Annotated in this window: 19 protein-coding genes and 1 tRNA gene; 14 read left to right on the top strand and 6 right to left on the bottom strand. The window is 64.6% G+C overall.

The annotated features are described in order from the left end of the window. Positions 1-206: 206 nt before the first annotated feature. The gene (locus RBH22_RS06115; protein ID WP_306676872.1) at positions 207-995 is read right to left on the bottom strand and encodes an SDR family oxidoreductase; all 789 of its coding nucleotides are present in this window, start codon (positions 993-995) and stop codon (positions 207-209) included. Between the two features lie 311 nt (positions 996-1306). Beyond that, positions 1307-1381 (bottom strand) — tRNA-Val (locus RBH22_RS06110). Between the two features lie 267 nt (positions 1382-1648). Here RBH22_RS06110 and trpD point away from each other — a divergent pair. The 4 genes from trpD to RBH22_RS06090 are packed head-to-tail and all read left to right on the top strand — an operon-like array spanning position 1649 to position 5811. Continuing rightward, positions 1649-2671, top strand: coding sequence for an anthranilate phosphoribosyltransferase (gene trpD / locus RBH22_RS06105; protein WP_256289911.1), 1023 nt, complete (start codon positions 1649-1651; stop codon positions 2669-2671). Between the two features lie 4 nt (positions 2672-2675). Continuing rightward, positions 2676-3359 carry a phosphoribosylanthranilate isomerase gene (locus RBH22_RS06100; RefSeq protein WP_306676871.1) on the top strand — a complete coding sequence of 228 codons (684 nt, stop codon included), beginning with the start codon at positions 2676-2678 and terminating at the stop codon, positions 3357-3359. Further along, a complete protein-coding gene (gene trpE, locus RBH22_RS06095) occupies positions 3356-5098 on the top strand; it encodes an anthranilate synthase component I (RefSeq protein WP_306676870.1) in 1743 nt (580 codons plus the stop codon). The genes RBH22_RS06100 and trpE overlap by 4 nt, the downstream gene beginning before the upstream one ends. After that, positions 5095-5811: an aminodeoxychorismate/anthranilate synthase component II gene (locus RBH22_RS06090; RefSeq protein ID WP_306676869.1), complete on the top strand. Its 717-nt coding sequence runs from the start codon at positions 5095-5097 to the stop codon at positions 5809-5811. The genes trpE and RBH22_RS06090 overlap by 4 nt, the downstream gene beginning before the upstream one ends. 38 nt (positions 5812-5849) lie before the next feature. Here RBH22_RS06090 and RBH22_RS06085 read toward each other — a convergent pair whose 3' ends face one another. Beyond that, a complete protein-coding gene (locus RBH22_RS06085) occupies positions 5850-6062 on the bottom strand; it encodes a hypothetical protein (RefSeq protein WP_256545288.1) in 213 nt (70 codons plus the stop codon). A gap of 502 nt (positions 6063-6564) precedes the next feature. On the opposite strand from RBH22_RS06085, the gene RBH22_RS06080 reads away from it, so the two are divergent. The 4 genes from RBH22_RS06080 (at position 6565) to RBH22_RS06065 (ending at position 12869) form a co-directional block, all read left to right on the top strand. Then, entirely contained in the window at positions 6565-9723 is a 3159-nt protein-coding gene (locus RBH22_RS06080) for an adenosylcobalamin-dependent ribonucleoside-diphosphate reductase (RefSeq protein WP_306676868.1), read from the top strand. Positions 9724-9996: 273 nt separating this feature from the next. Further along, complete coding sequence (locus RBH22_RS06075; RefSeq protein ID WP_306676867.1) at positions 9997-11268, top strand: transposase; 1272 nt, start codon at positions 9997-9999, stop codon at positions 11266-11268. A 186-nt stretch (positions 11269-11454) separates the two neighbouring features. Continuing rightward, positions 11455-11649: an HVO_2523 family zinc finger protein gene (locus tag RBH22_RS06070; protein ID WP_256545285.1), complete on the top strand. Its 195-nt coding sequence runs from the start codon at positions 11455-11457 to the stop codon at positions 11647-11649. Positions 11650-11834: 185 nt separating this feature from the next. Next, positions 11835-12869 carry a phytoene/squalene synthase family protein gene (locus tag RBH22_RS06065; protein ID WP_306676866.1) on the top strand — a complete coding sequence of 345 codons (1035 nt, stop codon included), beginning with the start codon at positions 11835-11837 and terminating at the stop codon, positions 12867-12869. 107 nt (positions 12870-12976) lie between these two features. On the opposite strand, the gene cruF is transcribed toward RBH22_RS06065, so the two are convergent. From cruF to crtI, 3 genes are read right to left on the bottom strand one after another with little or no spacing between them, the layout of a single operon-like run. Continuing rightward, on the bottom strand, positions 12977-13915 hold the full coding sequence (gene cruF / locus RBH22_RS06060; RefSeq protein WP_306676865.1) for a bisanhydrobacterioruberin hydratase: 939 nt from the start codon (positions 13913-13915) through the stop codon (positions 12977-12979). Then, entirely contained in the window at positions 13908-14744 is an 837-nt protein-coding gene (locus tag RBH22_RS06055) for a prenyltransferase (RefSeq protein WP_256545282.1), read from the bottom strand. The genes cruF and RBH22_RS06055 overlap by 8 nt, the downstream gene beginning before the upstream one ends. Positions 14745-14746: 2 nt before the next feature. Further along, positions 14747-16249 (bottom strand): phytoene desaturase family protein, encoded by a 1503-nt coding sequence (crtI, locus tag RBH22_RS06050; RefSeq protein WP_256545281.1) that lies wholly within the window; start codon positions 16247-16249, stop codon positions 14747-14749. 136 nt (positions 16250-16385) lie between these two features. Between crtI and RBH22_RS06045 the strand changes: the two genes are divergently transcribed. The 6 genes from RBH22_RS06045 to RBH22_RS06020 all read left to right on the top strand — a co-directional run bounded on the left by RBH22_RS06045 (position 16386) and on the right by RBH22_RS06020 (position 21847). After that, entirely contained in the window at positions 16386-17129 is a 744-nt protein-coding gene (locus RBH22_RS06045; protein ID WP_306676864.1) for an SDR family oxidoreductase, read from the top strand. A gap of 126 nt (positions 17130-17255) precedes the next feature. Then, complete coding sequence (locus RBH22_RS06040) at positions 17256-18086, top strand: ZIP family metal transporter (protein WP_256545279.1); 831 nt, start codon at positions 17256-17258, stop codon at positions 18084-18086. Positions 18087-18337: 251 nt separating this feature from the next. After that, positions 18338-19792 (top strand): APC family permease, encoded by a 1455-nt coding sequence (locus RBH22_RS06035; protein WP_306676863.1) that lies wholly within the window; start codon positions 18338-18340, stop codon positions 19790-19792. Between the two features lie 2 nt (positions 19793-19794). Next, entirely contained in the window at positions 19795-20448 is a 654-nt protein-coding gene (locus tag RBH22_RS06030) for a TrkA family potassium uptake protein (RefSeq protein ID WP_306676862.1), read from the top strand. Between the two features lie 233 nt (positions 20449-20681). Continuing rightward, a complete protein-coding gene (locus RBH22_RS06025; RefSeq protein WP_049987241.1) occupies positions 20682-20876 on the top strand; it encodes a cold-shock protein in 195 nt (64 codons plus the stop codon). Between the two features lie 215 nt (positions 20877-21091). Then, positions 21092-21847 carry a hypothetical protein gene (locus RBH22_RS06020; RefSeq protein ID WP_306676861.1) on the top strand — a complete coding sequence of 252 codons (756 nt, stop codon included), beginning with the start codon at positions 21092-21094 and terminating at the stop codon, positions 21845-21847. The last annotated feature ends 43 nt before the right edge of the window (positions 21848-21890 follow it).

Raw genomic sequence — 21890 nt, 5'->3', positions numbered from 1 at the left:
ATAGTAGCGTTTGCACGTCTTCACTCACCTAATCGCACGCAGTCGTGCGATTGGCTGTGTAATCAGTTGCAAACACTACTATAGCTCGGACTCCGCTGGGGTGGTTGTGTGCCGTACTCACGGCTTATACTGTCGGACAGAAGTTCGTGAATTATATTGGTACCCACGGGGTCCCGATAATTTTCACATCGTTCTGTCCGACAGTATCAGAGTCCGGACCCACCGTCGACCGGGACGGTCGCCCCGTTGACGAAACTCGCGTGCTGGCTGGACAGGAAGGTGACCACCTTCCCCAGGTCGAGCGGCTGCCCCGGCGACTCGTAGGGACAGTCCGCGAGCACAGCGTCCCACGCCGACGTGAGGTCGGCGAACTCGCCGGCATCGACCCGTCGGGCGAGCAACTCCTCTAAGTCCGCGGTCTCGTGGGGGCCCGGTACGACTGCGTTCACGCGGACGTCGGGCGCGAACGCCGTGGCCTGGCTCTCGACGAGTCCCTGGACTGCGCGCTCGTATGCGGTCGCCACCGACAGTTCCTCGGCGAGTGCCGGAATAGCGGGATTGGCAACGTTGACGACCGTCCCCTGATCGGAGGCTTCGAGGTGCGCGGCAGACTCACGGATGGCCCAGACGACGCTCATAAACAGCCGGTCGAACCCGCGGAACCAGTCCTCGTTGGAGACGTCGAGAAACCGCTCGGGTTCGAGTGGCCGCGGTCCCGTCACGAGGTGGTCGATGCCACCATACTGGTCGACGGTCTCCTCGACGAGTGCCCCCAGATGGTCAGGGTCGCGCACGTCGAGTTCGAGACCGAAAATCTCGCCCTCGCCGAGAGCGTGGAGCCTGTCGCTGGCGTACGCGAGGTCGTCCAGATTCGGCGCGGCGAGGGCGACCTTCGCCCCCTGGCGCGAGAACGCTTCCGCACAGGCGTGCCCGAGGCCGGTCGCACTCCCGGTGACCAGCGCTACGTTGCCTTCTAATCCGAGGTCGATGTCCATATCTGACGCTCGGATACCAGTCCTAAAAGGTTCGGGCTCAGCGATACGTCTGACTGTCTCCTCTACAATGATCGCTTCGTCGCGATTGCTGTCCCCTCGGCGGCTTCGTCGTTGCAGACGAGCACTTTACAGATCGCACAGAGGTGCACGGCAGTTTTCGCTGTCTCCGGTGTATCACCCGCAAAATGGGTTTGAAACCTCCAGATCACCCGATCCCAGCGGCTACGTGTCGCTGCTCAAGGAGCAGATCCTGCGGGACTGACTATAGTATAATGGGTGCGCTCTGTGCGTCGATTCCGCGCAAAAGGAAGTGGGTTGGGGCAGATTTGAACTGCCGGCCTCCTCCATGTCAAGGAGGTGTCATAACCAGACTAGACCACCAACCCGCCTGGCTTTCGCGTTCTACCGCGCTCGTCTGAACGCATTACGTCGTTTCCCGGGGACATAATTGAAGGTTTCGTTTCGGGAATGCCAAACGCAGTTGTTCGGTTTCAGCGTTGACACGCTACCACGGCTCGGTTACCGTCGGAAGCACGACTGCTGGCGGCCCATGGGCGATAGCCGCGGTCGGTGACTGACCGAGTGCTCCGACAGTCTTATACCGATGAACGAAGTTGTTCACTACAACACGATCTCGTACATCGGTGATCACGATGACACTCCAAACCTACATCGAACGCGCGACCGAGGGCGACGACCTGACACAGAACGAGGCTCGTGAGGCGGCACGGGCAGTCTTCGAAGACGCCACGGAGGCGCAGATCGGGGCGTTGCTGGCAGCGCTCAGAGCGAAAGGCGAAACAGAGACCGAGATCGCCGGCTTCGCGGAGGGGATGCGCGATGCGGCCCGGACGATCGACCCGGATCGTGGCCCACTCGTCGACACGTGCGGGACCGGCGGCGACGACTACGACACGATCAACGTCTCGACGACCAGCGCAATCGTCGCTGCGGGTGCTGGCGCGGCCGTCGCAAAGCACGGCAACTACTCCGTCTCCTCCTCGTCGGGGAGCGCAGACGTCTTAGAGGTCGCCGGTGCCGACGTCGAGGCCGAACCGCCGGCCGTCGAGTCGGCAATCGAGCGCGACGGAATCGGCTTTATGCTCGCACCGGTGTTCCACCCGGCGATGAAAGCGGTCATCGGCCCGCGCAAGGAACTCGGGATGCGGACGATATTCAACGTCCTCGGACCGCTGACGAACCCCGCCGGGGCAGACGCCCAGGTCGTCGGCGTCTACGACCCTGACCTCGTCCCCGTGCTCGCGCGGGCGCTCTCACATCTGTCGGTCGACAGGGCGCTCGTCGTCCACGGTTCCGGAATGGACGAGATCGCGCTGCACGACGAGACGGTCGTTGCGGAGGTCGACGGCGACCAGATCGAGGAGTACACGCTCACGCCCGAATCCATCGGCCTCGAATCCGCCCCGATCGAGGCCGTCGCCGGGGGCACACCCGAGGAGAACGCTGCGGACCTTCGCGGCATCGTGACTGGTGACGTCACCGGCCCGAAGCGTGACATCATCCTCGCGAACGCCGGTGCGGCGATCTACGTCGCCGGACTCGCCGACAGCATCGAAGACGGCGTTGAAGCGGCGGCGAACGCGATCGACGAGGGTGACGCGACCTCGACTTTCGAGACGCTCTGTGAACCAATCGACGCCGCGGTGGAGCGCTGAGTAGATGGTCCGGGTGAAAATCTGCGGGATCACGAGCGAGACCGACCTCCGCGCCGTCGAGCGAGCGGGCGCGGACGCCGTCGGCGCAATCGCCGACGTGCCCGTCGAGACTCCACGAGAGGTGTCGCTCGGCGACGCCGAAGCGCTCTTCGAGGCCGCACCGCCGTTTCTCACGACGACGCTCGTCACGATGCCGGAGACCGTCGACGGCGCGATCGAGACGGCGACGCGCGTCGCTCCCGACGTCCTCCAACTTCACGGCGGGTTCGACGCCGACGATCTGCGGGCGATCCGCGAGGCCATCTCGTCTGACGTGGTCGCCGTCGTCGACGCCGAGGACCCGGATCGGGCGCGGGCGGTCGCGCCGGCCGTCGACGCGGTGCTCGTCGACTCGATCGACGACGACGGCGCCGGCGGGACCGGCGAGACCCACGACTGGGTCGCGACCGCCGACGTCGCCGCGACGCTCGACGCGCCGGTGATCCTCGCGGGCGGCCTGACGCCCGAGAACGTCGCCGAGGCGGTCGAGACCGTTCAGCCGTACGCGGTCGATGTCGCAAGCGGCGTCGAGCGCGTCGGCGGGAGTAAAGACCACGACGCCGTCCGCTCGTTCGTCGCGAGCGCGACCGACGCCGCGACGCACCCCGACGACGGCGAGCGGGTGCAGGCAGAGGGGGTGTCGTCGTGAGCGACACCCGAACGGACGGCCAGTCGCGAAACGACGCGAGCGTAACGCTCTCGCAGTCCCGCGAGTCTTTCGTCGCGGACGTCGCGGCCGCAACGGAACCCGAGACCGACGACGGCGAGACGCGTCCCGTCGTTGCCCACGTGACTGCCGAGATGCCGAACGTGACGCCGCTGACCGCGTACGCGACGCTCGCCGACAGAAGCGAGTACGGCTTCCTCCTAGAGAGTGCCGAGAAGACGCCGTCGAGCGATCCGGCGGGCGCGTTCGCGCCGGATCACGCCACGACGGATCGCCACGCCCGGTTCTCGTTCGTCGGCTACGACCCCGACGCCGTCATCACCGTCGACCCGGACGGGACCGAGATCGAACGGCTGGGCGGACGCGCGGCGCAGTACGTCGAGGCTGGCGGATTCGACGCCGACGACGCCGAAGCGGGGAGCGAAGAGATGGACGTGCTCGACCGCCTTCGGGCGTCGTTCCCGGATCTGCCGCGCGTCGGCTTCCCCGACGAGGAACGCCAACAACTCCGCGGCGGCCTCGTCGGCTTTCTGGCGTACGAGGCCGTCTACGACCTCTGGCTCTCGGAGGTCGGCGTCGAGCGCCCCGAGACCGACACGCCGGACGCGCAGTTCGTCCTCACCTCGAAGACCCTCTCGTTCGATCACGCAGAGTCGTCCGTCTCGCTCGTCCTCACGCCGATCGTCGCGCCCGACGAGGACCCGGAAGCGGTCTACGACGACATCGTCGCCGAGGCGGAAGACGTCGCGGCGACGCTCGCTGACGCCAGCCAGCCCGAGACCGGCGGCTTCGTCCGGACTGGCGAATCCGCCGGGCCGAAAGCCGAATACGAGGCGGCCGTCCGCAAGACCAAAGAACACGTCCTCGACGGCGACATCTACCAGGGGGTCATCTCACGAACCCGCGAACTCCGCGGCGAGGTCGACCCGGTCGGCCTCTACGAGGCGCTCCGGGAGATCAACCCCTCGCCGTATATGTATCTGCTCCGTCACGACGACCGCCACATCGTCGGCGCGAGCCCCGAGACGCTGGTCTCCGTCCGCGGGGATCGAGTCGTCTCGAACCCCATCGCGGGCACGTGCCCGCGCGGAACGAGTCCCGTCGAGGACCGGCGACTCGCGGGCGAAATGCTCGCCGACGGGAAAGAGCGCTCCGAGCACACGATGCTCGTCGACCTCGCGCGCAACGACGTGCGCCGCGTCTCTGAACCCGGCAGCGTCCGCGTCGAGGAGTTTATGAACGTGCTGAAGTACAGCCACGTTCAGCACATCGAATCGACCGTGACGGGGACGCTCGCGGGGACGGACAGTCGAAACAGCGAGTACCCGAGCGGGGCCGACGCCTTCGACGCCACGCGGGCGACGTTCCCGGCGGGGACGCTGACCGGCGCGCCGAAGGTCCGCGCGATGGAGATCGTCGACGGCCTCGAACTGGAACCCAGAGGCGTCTACGGCGGCGGCGTCGGCTACTACTCGTGGTCCGGCGACGCCGACTTCGCGATCGTCATCCGGACGGCGACCGTCGACCGCGAGGGCGACGAAGACGTCATCTCCGTCCGCGCGGGCGCGGGTATCGTCGCCGACAGCGACCCGGAGGCCGAGTACGAGGAGACAGAACAGAAGATGAGCGGCGTCCTCTCGGCGGTCGAGCGAATCGAGACCGACTCGGCGTCGGGCTCTGCTGCCGGTGCGGCCGCCCCGGGAGAGGAGGTGCGACGATGACGCTCCGACTGCTCGTCGTCGACAACTTCGATTCGTTCACGTACAACCTCGTGGAGTACTTCTCCGAACAGCGGGTCGACGGCGAACCGGTCGACGTGATCGTCCGCAAGAACACCGCCGATATCGACGACCTCCGCGAGCTCGATCCCGACGCGATCGTCATCAGTCCCGGGCCGGGACACCCGAAGAACGAGCGCGACGTGGGCGTCACCACCGAGGTCCTGACGTCGCTCTCGCAGACGATCCCGACGCTCGGCGTCTGTCTCGGTCTCGAAGCGGCCGTCCACGCCTACGGCGGCGAGATCGGTCACGCGCCCGAGCCGATTCACGGGAAGGCCTACCCGGTCGACCACGACGGTCGCGGCGTCTTCGCGGGGCTCGCACAGGGCTTCCAGGCCGGTCGGTACCACTCGCTGGTGGCGACGACCGTCCCCGAGGAGTTCGAGGTGTCCGCGACGACAGCGCACGAGATCACGGACAGCGGTACAGACGATAATGCGGACGGCGACACAGACGATGACGCGGACGGCGATGCTGACGGCGAGACCACCACGACGGACCTCGTGATGGGCGTCCGCCACCGCGAGTACCCCATCGAGGCGGTGCAGTTCCACCCCGAATCGGTTCTCACGGGAGTCGGTCACGACGTCGTGCGGAACTTCTTAGACGAGTGCGTCTTCCCCCGGCAGGCCGACGAGGCCCCGACGGTCTGATAGGGGACCACAGACAGCGAGCGGGCGTCGCGGCAGAACTACAGGACGTTGATGCCGAAGAAAGAGAGCACCAGCAGCGCTCCCACGACCAGCGCGGCGATCGTGACGAGTCGCCACGCGATCTTCAGCGCGATGCGGCCGACAATGATCACGACTGCGATCGCGACGACGACGGCGAGCGCCTGACCGAGCGGTTGCGCCAGCAGGCCACCGAGTTGGAGGGGAGCGATCGACGCGGGTGTGAACACCATACCCCATCGTATCACCAGACGGGGGAATAAGTCTGTGGGGGAGTGCGACGGTTGAAGCTGACGATACCGTCCGGACTGTGGCTGATTGATATGGAATCTGACAAACCCGGCGAATGAGGAGCATTTATACGAGACTCAGTCGGTTGGGGGCTCGCAGTCGGCCGTCCCCCACGTGGGCGAGCTCAGGGCGTGCGACGCCCCCTCGGTTCCGCTGGATAATCGACTGACAGCGCTCGACTCGCAGATTCGTATTTTCACTTCCACTTCGGTCTGCTAACCTTCATACCCCCTCCGCGCATACGATCCCTCGTCACGTCGAACGCGTGGCGCAGCCGGTCAGGGTGTAGGTATAAAATATGATATTTATCACGGTAGAGTCCGGATACCGAAGCCTTAACCGACCTGCCACACTCACAAGTCATCGTTACAAATGCCCAGAACTGAGTCAGTCACCCGATTCGAGATCGCCCGGTGCAACCGCACAGGGCAGGAGGTACAGTAGATGAGCGACCAGTCCGTGAACGCAGGCGAGCTCGAACTGCCCGTCAAGCGTACCGACGGCGACACGCTCGAAGAGCGGCTCACTGCCAACGCTTACCACAACATTCTGCCGGCGCGCTACCTCCGCAAGGACGCCAACGGCGACCCTATCGAGTCCCAGGAAGATCTCTTCCCGCGCGTCGCGAAGAACGTCGCGCTCGCGGAGGCCGTCTTCGAGGCCGAGCGCCGCGACGTCGACGTTACGGTCACGCCCGACCAGTTGAAGCCCGACCACCCGCGCCGCGACGAACTCGCCGCGGAAGTGTTCGGCAAGGGCGTCGACGCCGACTCCGACGCCGAGACGTCGCTGTCGGTCTACAACGCCAACAAGTTCGCCTACGACACTGTCGTCCCCGAACTCCCCGAGGAGATCAAAGCGGCCGTCGAGACGAAGCGCGAGGAGTTCGAAGAACTGATGGAAGATCTCTCCTTCATGCCGAACTCGCCGACGCTGATGAACGCCGGCGACGAACTCCAGCAGCTCTCGGCGTGTTTCGTCGACTCTCCCGACGACGACATCGACGACATCCATCAGACAGCCAAAGAGGCCGCGCAGGTCTTCCAGAGCGGCGGCGGGATGGGCTATGCCTTCTGGCGGCTCCGCCCCTACGGCGACCCGGTCGGCTCGACCGGCGGCATCGCCTCCGGCCCGATCACGTTTATGCGAACGTACGACCAGCTCTGTGAGACGATCGCGCAGGGCGGCGCGCGACGCGGCGCGCAGATGGGCGTTATGCGGGTCAGCCACCCCGACGTCATCCAGTTCATTCACGCGAAGAACAAGGACGTCTCGCTGGCGCACACGCTGCGACTGAACGACCCCGACGACTTCACCCACAACTCCTTCGCCGACGCGCTTGACGAAGCGCGCGAACTCATCGACGAGGAGGGACGCGTCCCGAAGCACCTCCGGAACGCAGTCGAGGGCCACCTCTCGAACTTCAACATCTCCGTCGGCATCACCGACGACTTCATGGACGCGCTGTTCGAGGGCGAGGAGTTCACGTTCACCAACCCCCGGACGGGTGAACCGCACATCGCTACGGCCGAGACGAAGGAACTGTACGATATGTTCGGCCTGGGCGAGCACGTCGAGGTCGGCGAGGAACTCTCCGTGCCCGCAGAGAAACTGTGGGACCACATCGTCGACGGCGCCCACGAGAACGGCGAGCCGGGCGTCATCTACCTCGAACGCGTGAACAAACTCCACTCGTTCGACGTCGAGGAGCACCCGGACCACCGCATCCTGGCGACGAACCCCTGCGGCGAGCAGCCGCTGGAGGAGTACGAGGCCTGTAACCTCGGCCACATCAATCTCTCGACGCTCGTCGACTTCGACGCCCCCGACTGGCGCGCCTGGTACGATGCCCACGGCGACGAGTACGACGAGTTCGAAGACGCCGTCGACGCGTTCCTCGAAAACGCCATCGACTGGGAGGAGTTCGACTACCGCATCGACCGCGGGACGCACTTCCTAGAGAACGTCGTCACGATGTCGGACTTCCCCGTTCCGGAGATCGAAGAGAAGGTCCGGGATATGCGGAAGATCGGGCTCGGCGTGATGGGGCTGGCACAGCTGTACATTCAGCTCGGCATCCAGTACGGCACCGAGGCGGGCAACGAGGTCGCTCGCCAACTGATGACCCACATCAACCACGAGTCCAAGTGGACCAGCCACGAACTCGCGAAGGACCGCGGCACCTTCGCCGACTGGGAGGACTCGAAGTACGCCGACCCGACCGAGTATCGCGACTGGTTCGAGCACTACGTCGGCCTCGACGCCGACGAGTGGGAAGACGGCTTCCCGATCCGGAACCACAACACGACCACGGTGGCCCCGACCGGCACCACCTCGATGGTCGGCAACACGACGGGCGGGATCGAGCCGATCTACAACGTCGCCTACTACAAGAACGTCTCCGACGACGTGCAGGGCGACGAGATGCTCGTCGAGTTCGACGACTACTTCCTCCGGACGCTGGAGGCCAACGACATCGACGTCGACGCCGTCAAGCAGGAGGCCCAGACCCAGATGGCCGAAAACGAGTTCGACGGCGTCTCCTCGCTGTCGACGGTTCCGGACGCGATTTCGGAACTGTTCGTCGTCACCGGCGACCTCTCTGGCAAGCAGCACGCTGCCGTGCAGTGTGCGACCCAGGAAGGCGTCGACTCCGCCATCTCGAAGACCTGTAACTTCCCGAACTCCGCCAGCAAAGAGGATATGGACGAGGTCTACCGCTACATTTACCGCAACGGCGGGAAGGGCGTGACCGTCTACCGCGACGGCACGCGCTCGAAGCAAGTCCTCACCACGCGCGCGCAGAACACTGACTTCGCCGACGAGAGCGAGGCCGCGGAGACGCTCGTCGAGCAGATCGAAGACGTCTTCGGCGGCATCGACGGCTTCCTCGAGAACGACGAGGTCCAGGCGGCGCTCGACCGGGAGGTCGAACGGCTGCTGTCGGCCGCCGACGGCGAGACCGACCTCGGCAAGAAGCGCCCGCGCCCCGACGTCCTCCACGGCGTCACCCAGCGCATCGACACGGGCTACGGAAAGCTCTACGTCAACATCAACGAGGACGACCAGGGCAAGCCCTTCGAGCTCTTCGCGAACATCGGCAACTCCGGCGGCTTCACCGCCTCCTTCACCGAGGCGCTCGCGAAGACCGTCTCGACGGCGCTGCGTTCGGGCGTCGACCCGAGCGAGATCGCGAGCGAACTGCAGGGCATCCGCAGCCCGAAGGTCGCCTGGGACAAAGGCGAACAGATCAACTCCATCCCGGACGCGATCGGCACGGCGATGCGACGCTACCTCGACGGCGAGATCGACAAGGGCTACCCCCAGCAGCAGAACCTGACAGAGGTCTCAGAGCAGACCGAAAACGCGAGCGTCTCGCCGGGTCGTGAGACCGACGGCGGCGCGGCCGTAGACGTCGAGGACGTCGACGTCGGCGACAGCGTGGACCTCGCGGGCGGCTCCGGACCCGCTGGCGACTCTGATGCGACCGACGACCTGCTCGCGGCCGGCGAGAGCCCCGAGTGCCCCGAGTGTGGCAGTATGTCGCTGTACTACTCCGAAGGCTGCAAGACCTGCGAGGCCTGCGGCTGGTCGGAGTGCTGATACGGTCGGACAGATAGTAGCGTTTACAACTGATTGCGCAGCCGATCACACGCTGTCGGGCGATCAGGCGCGTGAAGACTTGCAAACGCTACTATAGCTACGAGAAGATGCTCGGCACCCCTGGGGTGCCGCACTGCTTCACAGAAAAAATCAAGGCGGATGCCCCGAGGCTTGACCGCGGGGAGGAAGCCGACAACCGAGGACACAAACCACGCTACAAAGGCAGGCCGACTTCCAACTAATAAATAACCACAGCCAAATATGTGAAACACAGTGGAATACCGTCGCACCGCCGTCATCAAACTCGACATTCCTGAAGGAGCCGACCTGCTCCTCCGCGAGACTGTCGAGCAGTTCAAACACTGCGCCAACACCGCAAGCGAGTGGTGCTGGCACGGGCGTCGCCAGATTCCAGAGGAATCTGGCTGCCAACCAGAAACATCTCGCGTATCTGGTGACGACGACGGATACCACGTCACATCCAAAGCCAAAGCCGAACGCGCTCTGTACGACCAACTCCGCGACGAAACCGACCTCACCGCCAACCTCGTCCAGAAAGGCATTCGTCGGGCTGTTGAAGCAGTCAAAAGTGGAGTCGAACGCCTCAAGCGTGGAGAGACCACGTCACGACCCCACTTCTCAGCGGACAGCGCGGTGTACGACAAGCGCAGTGCGACGTTCCACCGCGACCACGTATCCCTCTCCACCGTAGACGGCAGAATCGAGTGCGACTACATCCTCCCCGACAACTCGGAGAACCCCCCGAGGAAGTACGTTTCCGACGAGGACTTTGAGTTCAGGATGGCGCACTTGCAGCACCGCGACGGAGACTGGTACTTGCACGCCTCGATGAGAAAGGTCGAAGCAGACGACGAACCTGAATCCGAGTCCAAGCACAGAACAGTCCTTGGTGTGGATTTGGGCGTCAACAACATCGCCGTCGCTTCGACCGGGCGGCTCTGGTCGGCAGACGAGTTTAACCACTGGCGTCGAGAGTACGAGAAACGTCGTGGGTCGCTTCAACAGTGTGGCTCTCGCCACGCTCACGAGAACATCGAATCAGTGGGTCACAAAGAGACGGGGCGTTTCGAGATATTCCTACACTCGGTGGCAAACGAACTCATCGAGGAGGCCGTCGAACACGACTGCTCACACATCGTGTTCGAGGACTTGACCCATATTCGGGAGAACATCTTGAAGGCGACGTGGCAACACGTCTGGGCCTTTCGACGCCTCTACGAGTACGTTGAGTACAAGGCCGAGGAGTACGGCGTGGAGGTCGTGCAGGTTGACCCTCGGAACACTTCCAAGCGGTGTTCGACGTGTGGGTTTACCCACAGCGACAATCGGTCTGGTGAAGCGTTCTGTTGTCAGAAGTGCGGGTACGAGAACCACGCTGACTACAACGCTTCGAAGAACATCGGTTTGCAGTATCTCCGTCGTCGGCAAAACGCAAACGACGGAGGCGCACCCGTAGATGTGCGCTTGAATCGCGGGACGCTGAACGTGAACGGCGAATATTCACCTACTGCTCTCAGCAGTTAGAACGGGAGTCCACGCGAAAGCCTCGGGGCTTGACCCCGAGGCAATTTACGGACGTATTCGGCAGTATGAACCAGTCGGCTGATTGATTCGGTCGGCTGACCGCAGCCTCTTTCGCGCTCGGGTTCCGCGCCGGCGCGACGTGCGACAACGCGAATCTTCTTGTCGACTGCGACCCCCGACTGTGACGTGAGCGACGCGAACGAACCGACTTCGGCCAGCGGACAGAGCGACGCGCCCGTCGAGGACGCCCCCGCGGACGGCGTCGAAACGCCGCCAGGTCGCCCCTGTCCGATCTGCGAGCGACCGATGGCACATCGCCACTGCAAGTACGTCTGTCCGGAGCACGGAGTCGTCTACGACTGTAGCGATACATTCTGGTAATCTGATACCGTGATTTCGGAACCGTCGAAAACGGGTATATGAGTCTATTGGCCGTTTTTTTGCTTCGAGTTCGATTTGGTTTCAAATCGGCACGAAGCGTTATATGAAGCCAGTCCGTAATATGAACGACAGATGCGTGGTCGGACGGCACGACGACGGGACGCCCTGAAACGTGGTACCTAACGATGGTCAAACAAGAACAGATCCGACAGAGCAAGGAAATCCAGCGGCGAACCGGGAAGACCTTCCACCTCGCGACTCGGGTCCTCCCCGAGCGCGTCCGACACGAGACGTACGTGTTGTACGCGTTCTTCCGGGTCGCAGACGAAGTCGTCGACGCCGTCGACACCGCTCCGCCGGAGGAGCAGCGACGGCGACTCGAAGAGTTGCGGCGGCAGGCGCTCGGAGAGGAGGACGCAGACGACCCCGTGTTGACCGCGTTCGCCGAACTCCGCGAGACACACGACATCCCCGCGTCCGACGTCGACGTCTTCATCGACGCGATGCTCTCGGACATCGACACCGACCGCTACGAGACGTACGAGGAACTGGAGGCGTACATGGACGGCTCTGCGGCCGCCGTCGGTCGGATGATGACCCAGATTATGGAGACGCCGCAGGCCGAGCAGGCCCTCCCGCACGCCACGGCGCTCGGTGAGGCGTTCCAGTTGTCGAACTTCCTCCGCGACGTCCGCGAGGACGTCGTCGAGCGCGACCGGATCTACCTTCCCCAGGAGACGCTCCGAAAACACGGCGTCACCGAAGAACAGATACTGAACTTCGAGTTCGACGAGAACTTCCAGGCCGCGATGCGCGAAGAACTACAGCGAGCGGAAGCCCTCTACCGCGAGGGCGTCGAGGGGATCAAGTATCTCCCCGAGGACTGCCAGTTCGCCGTCCTCCTGGCCGCGGTCCTCTACGCCGACCACCACCACGAGATTCGCACTCGCGACTGCGACGTCCTCTCGACGACGCCGTCGCTGTCGACGTCCAGAAAGCTGTACTTACTGGCGAAGACGCGCCTGTACTGGGCGCTCGAACGCGACCCGGTCGCGGTGTTCCGCCGCGTCAGCGTCGTGCCGTACCCCGACGAGAGCGAGACGACGCGGGATTCGGGCCATTCGGGGCCGTCGCCGGGCCGGACGACCGGTTCGGGTGCGTCAAGATGGACGGGCGGGCGAGTCTCGGGATGGCTCCGCAGTTTCACGCGGAGCGAATAGGGGCGTTCAGTCCGTCCGATTCGTTCTCATTGGGATTATCGTACGTCCGCATAGATGTCTCGCCGGACGGTACGGCGAGAATCTCCGAACAGTGACGATAATCCCTATCAGCGCTTCGACGTCGACTCCTGTTTTTGCGTCGACTCCTGGCTCCGCGTCGACGTCTGACTCTGGATCCACGGCAGACCGCGGGTCGGCACGTCGAACCGGTCGGCCCGGAGGAGGCCGAGTCCGAACAGCGCCGCCAGCGCGACCGGGATCCAGTTCCCGAACCACGCGTTGATGCCGCCCCAGAGGATGACGAAGGAGACGAGGTCGTCGAGCAGAAATTCGCAGTCTTCCAGTCGCGCGCGCAGCGCGTGACGGTCGTATCCCCAGTCGAGCGCGACGACAGCGACTGTCGCCGAGAGGACCCACCCGGCGTAGTTCGACAGCGGGACGCCGTAGAACGCCCCGCCGTTCGGGTACACCCAGAAACCGAGCGCGACAGCGCCGGGATCGAGGACGAGATCCATCGTGAGGACGGCCGCGATCACGGCGAGGAGACGCGTCGCCGCGTGGGCGGCGCGGTCGCCCAGCAAAAGGAGACAGAGGAGATACGAGTTCATCACAAGCGGGATGAAGAAGATGGGCAGGCCGAGGGGCACGCCCGCGACGACCGGCCCGAGGTCGACGCCGTAGAAGAACTCGCCGTAGGGGAGGCCGGTCTGGACCCCAACGAACTCGATGACGTAGGCGTACAGCGTCAGTGCGCCAACGCCGACGGCCGCCCGACGGTCAGTGATCGAGAGGACGCCGACGACGAGCGGCGAGCGCATCACGGCCGTGCCGATGAGGATCAACAGCCCGTTGAACGCCAGCGGCGCGGGCAGGAGTCCCTCGGCGCTCGCGAGGAGGAGCACGATCCCGTTCAGCGGGAAGAACACCGAGATCGTAAAGCGGTTCTCGCGCACGAGATGCTCCAGCCGCGACTCCCACTCCGCACGCGTCTGCGGCAGTTGCTCCGTGAGCGTCGCGAGCGACGAGCGAGCGTCCGGATCAGGCATTGACGAGCCTCCAGAGCGCCCCGAGCGTCAGCAGCGTCCCGACGGCCGTGTTGAGCATCGGATACCACCAGTACGCGCGGTCGACGTCGACGTCAGACCGGTAGACCGCGAGGATCAAGAGGGGGTACGCCCCGAGCAAGAGGCCGATCCGGACGTCGACGAGGCCGAAGACGACCGCCGCGGCGAGCCAACAGCAGAGGCAGTACGCGAAGGTGCGCCGCTCGCCGAGAAACGTCGCCGTCGTCCGGATCCCGGCCTCCCTGTCGGGGTCGATGTCGGGGATGGCCGAGAAGGTGTGCATCCCCATCGCCCAGAGCCACGCGCCCGCGACCGCGGCGAGCGGCGGATGTGCGCCCGCGACAGCGGCGTACGCGGCCGCACCCGGAAGGACGTACAGACCGTTCGAGACCGAATCGAGAAACGGCGTCGTCTTGAATCGCAGCGGCGGCGCGGAGTACTGAAAGCCGAGGAGGAAGAACCCGGCGAGATACGGCCACGCCCGCGGGGACGTGAGGAGGAACGTCACCGCCCCCAGAAGCGTCGAGAGCGCGATGACAGCTGCGACGGCCGAGTCGCCGCTCCACCGGGCCTCCCGCTCGTCCTTCTTCGGGTTCGCGACGTCGACGTCGACGTCGAAGACGTCGTTGACGCCGTAGAGGAAGACGTTCGCCGGGAGCAGGAAGTACGCGAAGAGGCCGACGCTCACCGCCGTGAACAGGTCGCCAGTCGTGTCGGCTCCGAACGCGACGCCGACGACGACGGGGCCGGCGAGGTAGAACCAAAAGCGCGGACGCGACAGCGTCAGCAGATACCGCAGGCGGCCAGACATCCTCAGCCCGCCCGTTCGGCCATCGCCTCGGCTGTGAGCTCGCCGCTGATTAGACACATCGGCACGCCGATGCCGGGCGTCGTGAACGATCCCGTGAAGAAGAGCCCGTCGACCGCCTCGGAGTGGTGCGGCGGGCGGAACAGCGCGGTCTGCCGAAGCGTGTGAGCGAGGCCGAGGGCGGTTCCTTTCGTGCTGTTGTAGCGGTTCGTGAAGTCGTTCACACAGAAGGACTTCTCGAAGACGATCCGGTCTCGGAGGGCGACGCCGGTGTTTGCCTCGATGTCGTCCAACACGAGATCGCGGAACTCCGCGCGCATCTCGGGGGTGTCTTCGAGTCCCGCGGCGATCGGGACGAGTGCGAACAGGTTCGAGTGTCCCTCGGGCGCGACGGTGTCGTCAGTCTCGGAGGGGACACAGAGGTAATAGGCGGGGTCTTCGGGCCACGCCGGGTCGTCGAAGATGCGCTCGAAGTGCTCGTCCCAGTCGGTCGGGAGCACGAGCGTGTGGTGTTCGAGCGGGTCGACGTCGCCCTCGACGCCGAGATAGAGCAGGAACGCCGAGGGGGCGTACGTCCGCGACTCCCAGTAGTCCTCGTCGTACTGCCGTTTTTCCGGCGGGAGAAGCTCCATCTCGGTGTGCCGGTAGTCGGCGTCGCTGACGACGTAGTCGGCGTAGAACTCCCGGCCGTCCTCGGTCCGGGTGACGAACGCGCCCTCGCGGCCACGGATCTCTGCGACCGGGCTGTCGGTGTGGAAGTCGACGCCGAGTTCCTCGCCGAGCGCGACGATACCGTCGACGACGCCCCCGAGTCCGTTCTCGGGGTAGTAGACGCCCATATTGAAATCGACGTGGCTCATCAGATTGTAGAGCGCCGGCGTGTTGTTCGGCGCGCCGCCGAGGAACACCAGCGTGTACTGCATAATCTGCTGGAGTTTGGGGTGATCGAAGTACTTCTCGACGTGATCCTGCATCGAGCCGATGAGCGAGAGGCCGCGGGCATTCTTGAAGACGTTCCAGTCGATGAAGTCCCGGAGCGAGGAGCGATCCTCGTAGACGAAGTGCTCCATCCCGACCTCGTAGTTCTTCTTCGACTTCTGGAGGTACTCGTCGAAGCGGTCGCCCGCGCCGGGTTCGTAGGACTCGAACGTCTGTCGGTTCTGTTCGAGGTCCGGCACCATATCGACGCGGTCGCCGTCTTTGAAGAAGATCCGGTAGTGCGGGTCGAGCCGCGTGAGATCGTAGTAATCGGCGGGCTCGTGATCGAAGTGCTCGAAGAAGCGCTCGAACACGTCCGGCATCAGATACCACGACGGCCCCATATCGAAGCGAAAGCCGTCGACTTCCAGGCGGCTCGCGCGGCCACCGAGTTGCCCGTTCTTCTCCAGTAGCGTCACGTCGGCACCGGCACCGGCCAGATAGCAAGCGGTCGAGAGGCCGCCAAATCCGCCCCCGACGACGACGACGTCCGCGCCGTCGAGTGAGCGGAGCTCCGAGAGGGAGTCCATAGGGTCGACTTAGAGCGTGGAAAGTATAAATCGAATGACCGTGTGACGCCGTCGTCGCGCGTTTGTTGCGGGTCGCGTGGCGAGACCGTCGCCAAGCGGCGAGTATCTTTACCTGCGATCGGCGCCACATCGATATATGGACCTCACCGACGCGACAGTTCTCGTCACCGGTGCCAGTCGCGGCATCGGACGCGCGTTGCTCGCGGCGTTCGCCGCGGAGGGAGCGGCGGTCGTCGGGTGTGCGCGCGACGCCGACGCGCTCGACGACGCTATCGCCGACGCGAGAGAGGCGGCCAGTACGGCCAGCGAGAACGGGTCGGCCAGTACCGCCACCGTCGAAGGCGTCCGTGCCGACGTTCGCGAGGAGTCCGACATCGCACACCTCGTCGACGTCGCGGACGACACCGGCGGACGAGACGGCATCGACGTGGTCGTCGCCAACGCGGGCGTCAAACACGCCGCGTCCGGCGAGGCACCGATCCACGAGGAGCCGTACGACCGCTTCGACGACACCATCCGAACGAATCTCCGCGGCGTCTTCGCCACGGCGAAGGAAGCGCTCGATCAAATGCCGAGCGAGGGGCGGTTCCTCGTCCCGTCGGGGGCTATCGCCGTCGACTACGACCCCGGAATGGGTGCGTATGCCGTCTCCAAGGGCGCAGTCGAGTCGTTAGTCCGGCAGTTGGCCGTCGACGTCGAGCAGACCGCGACGATCGTCGACCCCGGCCTCGTCGACACCGACCTGAGCGCGCCGGGTGGCCGTGACCCCACCGAGGTCGCCCAGATGTTCGTCTGGGCCGCGACCGAGGCGACGCCGGCGGAGATCGACGGCGAGCGCGTCGATCTGAAGACCTGGATGCAGGCAACTCGCTCGCGATAGCGTCCTGCGCTCGATCGGCAGTCACCGATTCTGCGAGTCGAACCGTACACCCAGTCCCATTTTATTAAATACGCTTTCTATGTTATCAACGTGAGTGTTATTAACCAAAACGGTCGGATTCATATTATGGGACGATTCTCTCGGGTGGGGCTTCTGGCGACGCTCGTGCTCGCCGCGCTGTCTGTACTGGCTGTCGCGGTCGGCACGACGGGGAGCGGAAAGCTCGTCGGCATCTCCTGGGTCGCGTTCTTCGCGATGGCGCTTGCGGCACCGCTGGGCGTGCGGACGAAAGACGGCAGTGCGGGCGTGCTCGTGTGGGGCTACGGGCTCGCCGCGGGCGCGATGGTGACGAGCGCCGCAGTGTTCCTGGTGCCGCAGGCGATCGGACAACACCCACAGTGGGGTGGTTTCGGCGTCGCGTTCGGCCTGCTGGCCGGGTTCGGGTCGCACACGATCGGGCACCGACTGGCGCATATGGATCTCCCGATGGACCGGACCGTCGCAGAACTGACCGCCCACGCCTTCTCGGCCGGCGCGATCATCGGGATCATCTACGGGAATATGCCGGAACTCGGCCCGCTGCTCGGCCTGTCGATCGTCTCGCACAAGGGGCCTGCCGGCTACGCGGCCGCCAGACGGCTCGTGAGCGCCGACCGCGACGCCTCGGTGTTGCTGCTTCCCGCGACGGGCGTCGGTATCGCCGGTATCGCATCCTCGATGATCGCGCTTCCCGCCGCCGGTGCGATCCGCGGCCTCGTCTTCGGATTCGCCGCCGGCGTCTTCCTCCACGTCGCGATGGACTTCCTCCCGCGGTGTGAGATCGGCAGCGAGATCCACGACCTGCTGTCGGTCACGGGCGACGCGCACGCGCTCCTGGACCGCCTCAGAATCCACGCGGTCGCCTCCACGTCGCTCGGCGGTCTCGCCGTGCTTCTCGCGTGGCTCGTGATCGCCTGAGCGTCGCGCCTTCCTGCTGATTCGGCTCGCGCGTCGGGCCGTCCCACCAGCTATCCGCACCGGTACTTAAAAACCGGACGCTTGCAATTGTTGTGAATGTATGCGTACCGAGACGACGCGGGTGCCGATCGCCGCCGGGCGTCGGCAGGGCCGTTCGGGCGGCGACCCGCGACGACGTCAGTTGCGCGCAGGATCGAATCGACCCCCGCCGACGCAGCGGTGGCGACCGAACGGACGCAGACGACGAGGCAATGAGTAGTCACAAAGAGCGGTCACCCGAGGCCCAACTCGGTCTGCTCGACGCCACGATGATCGGGATGGGCGCGATGATCGGCGCAGGCATCTTCGTCCTGACCGGGCTGGCAGCCGAAATCGCGGGACCGGCCGCACTCCTCGTCTTCATCCTCAACGGCGTCGTCACGGCATTCACGGGACTCTCGTACGCCGAACTGGCGAGTGCGATCCCGAAGAGCGGCGGCGGCTACGCGTTCGTCAAGGAGACGTTCAAATCGCTCCCGTCGTTCCTGATGGGGTGGATGCTCTGGTTCGCGTATATGATCGCGGGCGCCCTGTACGCGCTCGGGTTCGCGCCCAACTTCCTGGAACTGCTGCACGTGTACGGTATCGTCCCTCCGCCGGGTGAGGTCGGGGCACTCGCCCTCCCAGTCATCGATATGGCTCTCCCGATCGGCTTCGTGCTGGCGTTCACGGCAGTCGTCCTGTTCGTAGTGCTTAACGCCGTCTCGACGGCCGCCAGCGGGAGCGTCGAGACGATATTCACCGCGACGAAGGTCACGATACTCGTCGTCTTCGTCGCGTTCGGCGCGACCTCCCCGATGTTTTCGGGAGCGGAGTTTCAGCCGCTCTTTCCGGAGGCTGGGGGCGCGTTCGCCATCCTGCCGGCGATGGGGCTGACATTCATCGCCTTCGAGGGGTACGACCTCATCACGACCGTCACCGAGGAAGTCAAAAACCCCAGAGAGAACATCCCCAAAGCGATCTTCCTCAGCCTGGCCGCGACCGTGCTAGTCTATATGGCCGTGGTCGCGGTCGCGATCGGAACGCTCGGTGCGCAAGGGCTCGCTGAAGCCGGCGAGGCAGGCATCGCCGCAGCGGCGACGGAGTTTATGCCGACCGGCCTGCCGATCATCAAAAACGGCGGCGCGATCATCGTCTTCGGGGCCGTGTTCTCGACGCTGACGGCGCTGAACGCGGTCGTGATCGCCTCTTCACGAGTCGCGTTCTCGATGGGTCGCGAGGGGCAACTGCTGCCGTCCTTCGGACAGTTGCACCACCGGTACGGGACGCCGTTCGTCGCCATCGTCGCGAGTGCGGTGGTGATGCTCGCGTCCGTCGCGCTGCCGACCAAGAGCGCCGGCAATATGTCGAGTCTGTTCTTCCTGCTCTCGTTCGTCGTCGTCAACGGGGCCGTGATCAAACTGCGACGGGAACGCCCCGATATGAATCGCCCCTACGAACTCCCCTACTACCCGATCCCGCCACTGTTGGGGATCGGATTGAATCTGATCCTGACCGGGGTTCTGGTGGTGTATCTCGTCCGGACCGATCCGCTCGCGCTGCTTCTCAGCGTGGGCTGGATCGTGCTCGGCGCTATCGCGTACTACGGACTCAAGTGGTATCGAGCGCGTCAGGAGGCTGACGCCGAGCGATCGTCGATTGCTGAGCCGACTACGGAGGACGACTAACTATGACAAGCAAACGTAACATCGTCATCGCGGGCGGCGGGCGCGTCGGGTTCCAGACCGCAAAGTTGCTCGCTAACCGCGATCACGACGTATCGATCATCGAACCGGACTCGACTGTCGTCGACGCCATCGCCGACGAGTGGGTGGCGACGGTCATTCGAGGCGATGCGACCGATCCCGACATCCTCGCGCAGGCGGACCTTTCGGAGGCCGACGCCATCGCCGCACTCACCGGCGACTCGGGACTCAACCTCGCCATCTGTATGGTGGCCCAAGAGCTCGCACCAGAGGTCCGAACAGTGACGCGCATCGAGGACGCCTCGGGCGAGGCCTACCTGCAGTTCGTCGACGCCGTCGTCTTCCCCGAACACGCCGGCGCGCGGACGGCCGCCAACGAGATCATCGGGAGCGACGTGCAGACGCTCGCCGACGTGACTGGCTCGCTCGACGTGATGCAGATCCGCGTCGAGGAGGGCGCGCCGGCCGCCGGCAAGACGTTGTCCGAAGTCCGCTTCCCCGCGGGGACGCTCGTGGTCTCCGGCGACGAAGGTGAGCGCATCGCCCGCCCGGACACGACGCTTGAACCCGGCAAGCGCTACGTCGTCGCCGTCGAACCCGACGTCGTCGACGAAGTGATGAATCTCCTGCGCGGATAGCGACGGGAGTCTCTGCGGGCCGCAGTCAGGACTCGCAGATTCGGTCAAAATTGGGTGATCGATCGGATCCCGCGTGGGATCCGACGGACTGTGTCTGTATCTGCCCGGGAACTGACTGTACAGTCGGTCGCTAACCAAATTCTGTACTAATCAGATATTCGTATAATTGCTCCCGGAATTTTGAAAACGAATACAGAAGTGTTATCCGTATACCGGCCATTCGTCTATTTGCAATGGCAAACGGTACGGTTGACTTCTTCAACGACACGGGCGGTTACGGTTTCATCGAGACAGAGGACGCTGACGAGGACGTGTTCTTCCACATGGAAGACGTCGGCGGCGAGGATCTCACCGAAGGTACGGAAATCGAATTCGAGATCGAACAGGCCCCCAAGGGCCCCCGCGCGACGAACGTCGTCCGCGTCTAATCCGGTTCTAGCTGTCGCCGTCCAGCGGTAACGAGGGCGACGCACGATCCGCGATTTTCCGAAAAACTACACCCGATAGCTCCAGTGCTGGAGTGACCGACTGAAAGACGTTCGAGCCGCTGGCTCGGCGATCGAGACCGACGCCTCACAGAAATGACGGCAAGTAGTCACGACAACCGATAGTATATTGGCGTTCTAACCAGTCGGTGCCGACGATGAGCGTAAGTGTCTCAAACACGATTCAGGGGATGGCCAACCGAGCGAACCCGGTCTTCGGGGCGGGGGCCGTCGTCGTCCCGCTCGCGGTCTTCGTCGCGGCGGTACTGTTCGGAACGACACAGCAGTTGACGTACGTTCACGTGATGGCGGGCGTGCTCTGGACGGGCATCGACCTGTTTATGGCGATGATCCTCGGTCCCGTTTTGGGGGGTCTCGACATCGACACCCGGGCGGCGGTCTTCCAGCGATTCACGCCGAAGATGACGTTCCTGATGCCGACGCTCGCGTTCACGACGATCGTCGGCGGGATGGTTCTGGCGGGCGAAATGGGACTGCTCCCCGGTCTCGCCGCGTGGGGCGGCATCTTCTCTATCGCCGCGATGGGGCCGGCGCTGTTGGCCATCGGCTCTCAGTTTGACGCCTTCACCGACTGGCGCTGGCTGGCGCTCTTCGTCGTCATCGTCGGCGGCGGCGCCGCCTCCCTGGTAGCGAACCTCGGGACGTTCGCGATGCCGAATACGGCGATTCTGGCCGCGCTGGCCATCGTCAGCGTCCTCACGATCCTCGGGTTCGGCGTGATCCTCCCCGGTGAAGCGCGGATGTACTTAGAGATGACCTCCGAAAATCCGAACGCCGACCTCATCGGCGCCATCGGAATGCGGAACGCGAAGCTGGCCGGGATTCAGGGCGTTCTCCAACTCAGCATCGTCGCCGTGATGGTGTACATCCGCTGGGGCGGATTCGGGTTCTGATTCGGGCGGTCATAGGGACTATCGTAAGTCTCCATAGATGTCT

It is taken from the genome of Halobellus sp. H-GB7 (assembly GCF_030848585.1).
Taxonomy (GTDB): domain Archaea; phylum Halobacteriota; class Halobacteria; order Halobacteriales; family Haloferacaceae; genus Haloquadratum; species Haloquadratum inordinatus.
The sequence above is the reverse complement of the archived record's forward strand: the minus strand, read 5'-3'. Positions and strand labels throughout refer to the sequence as shown.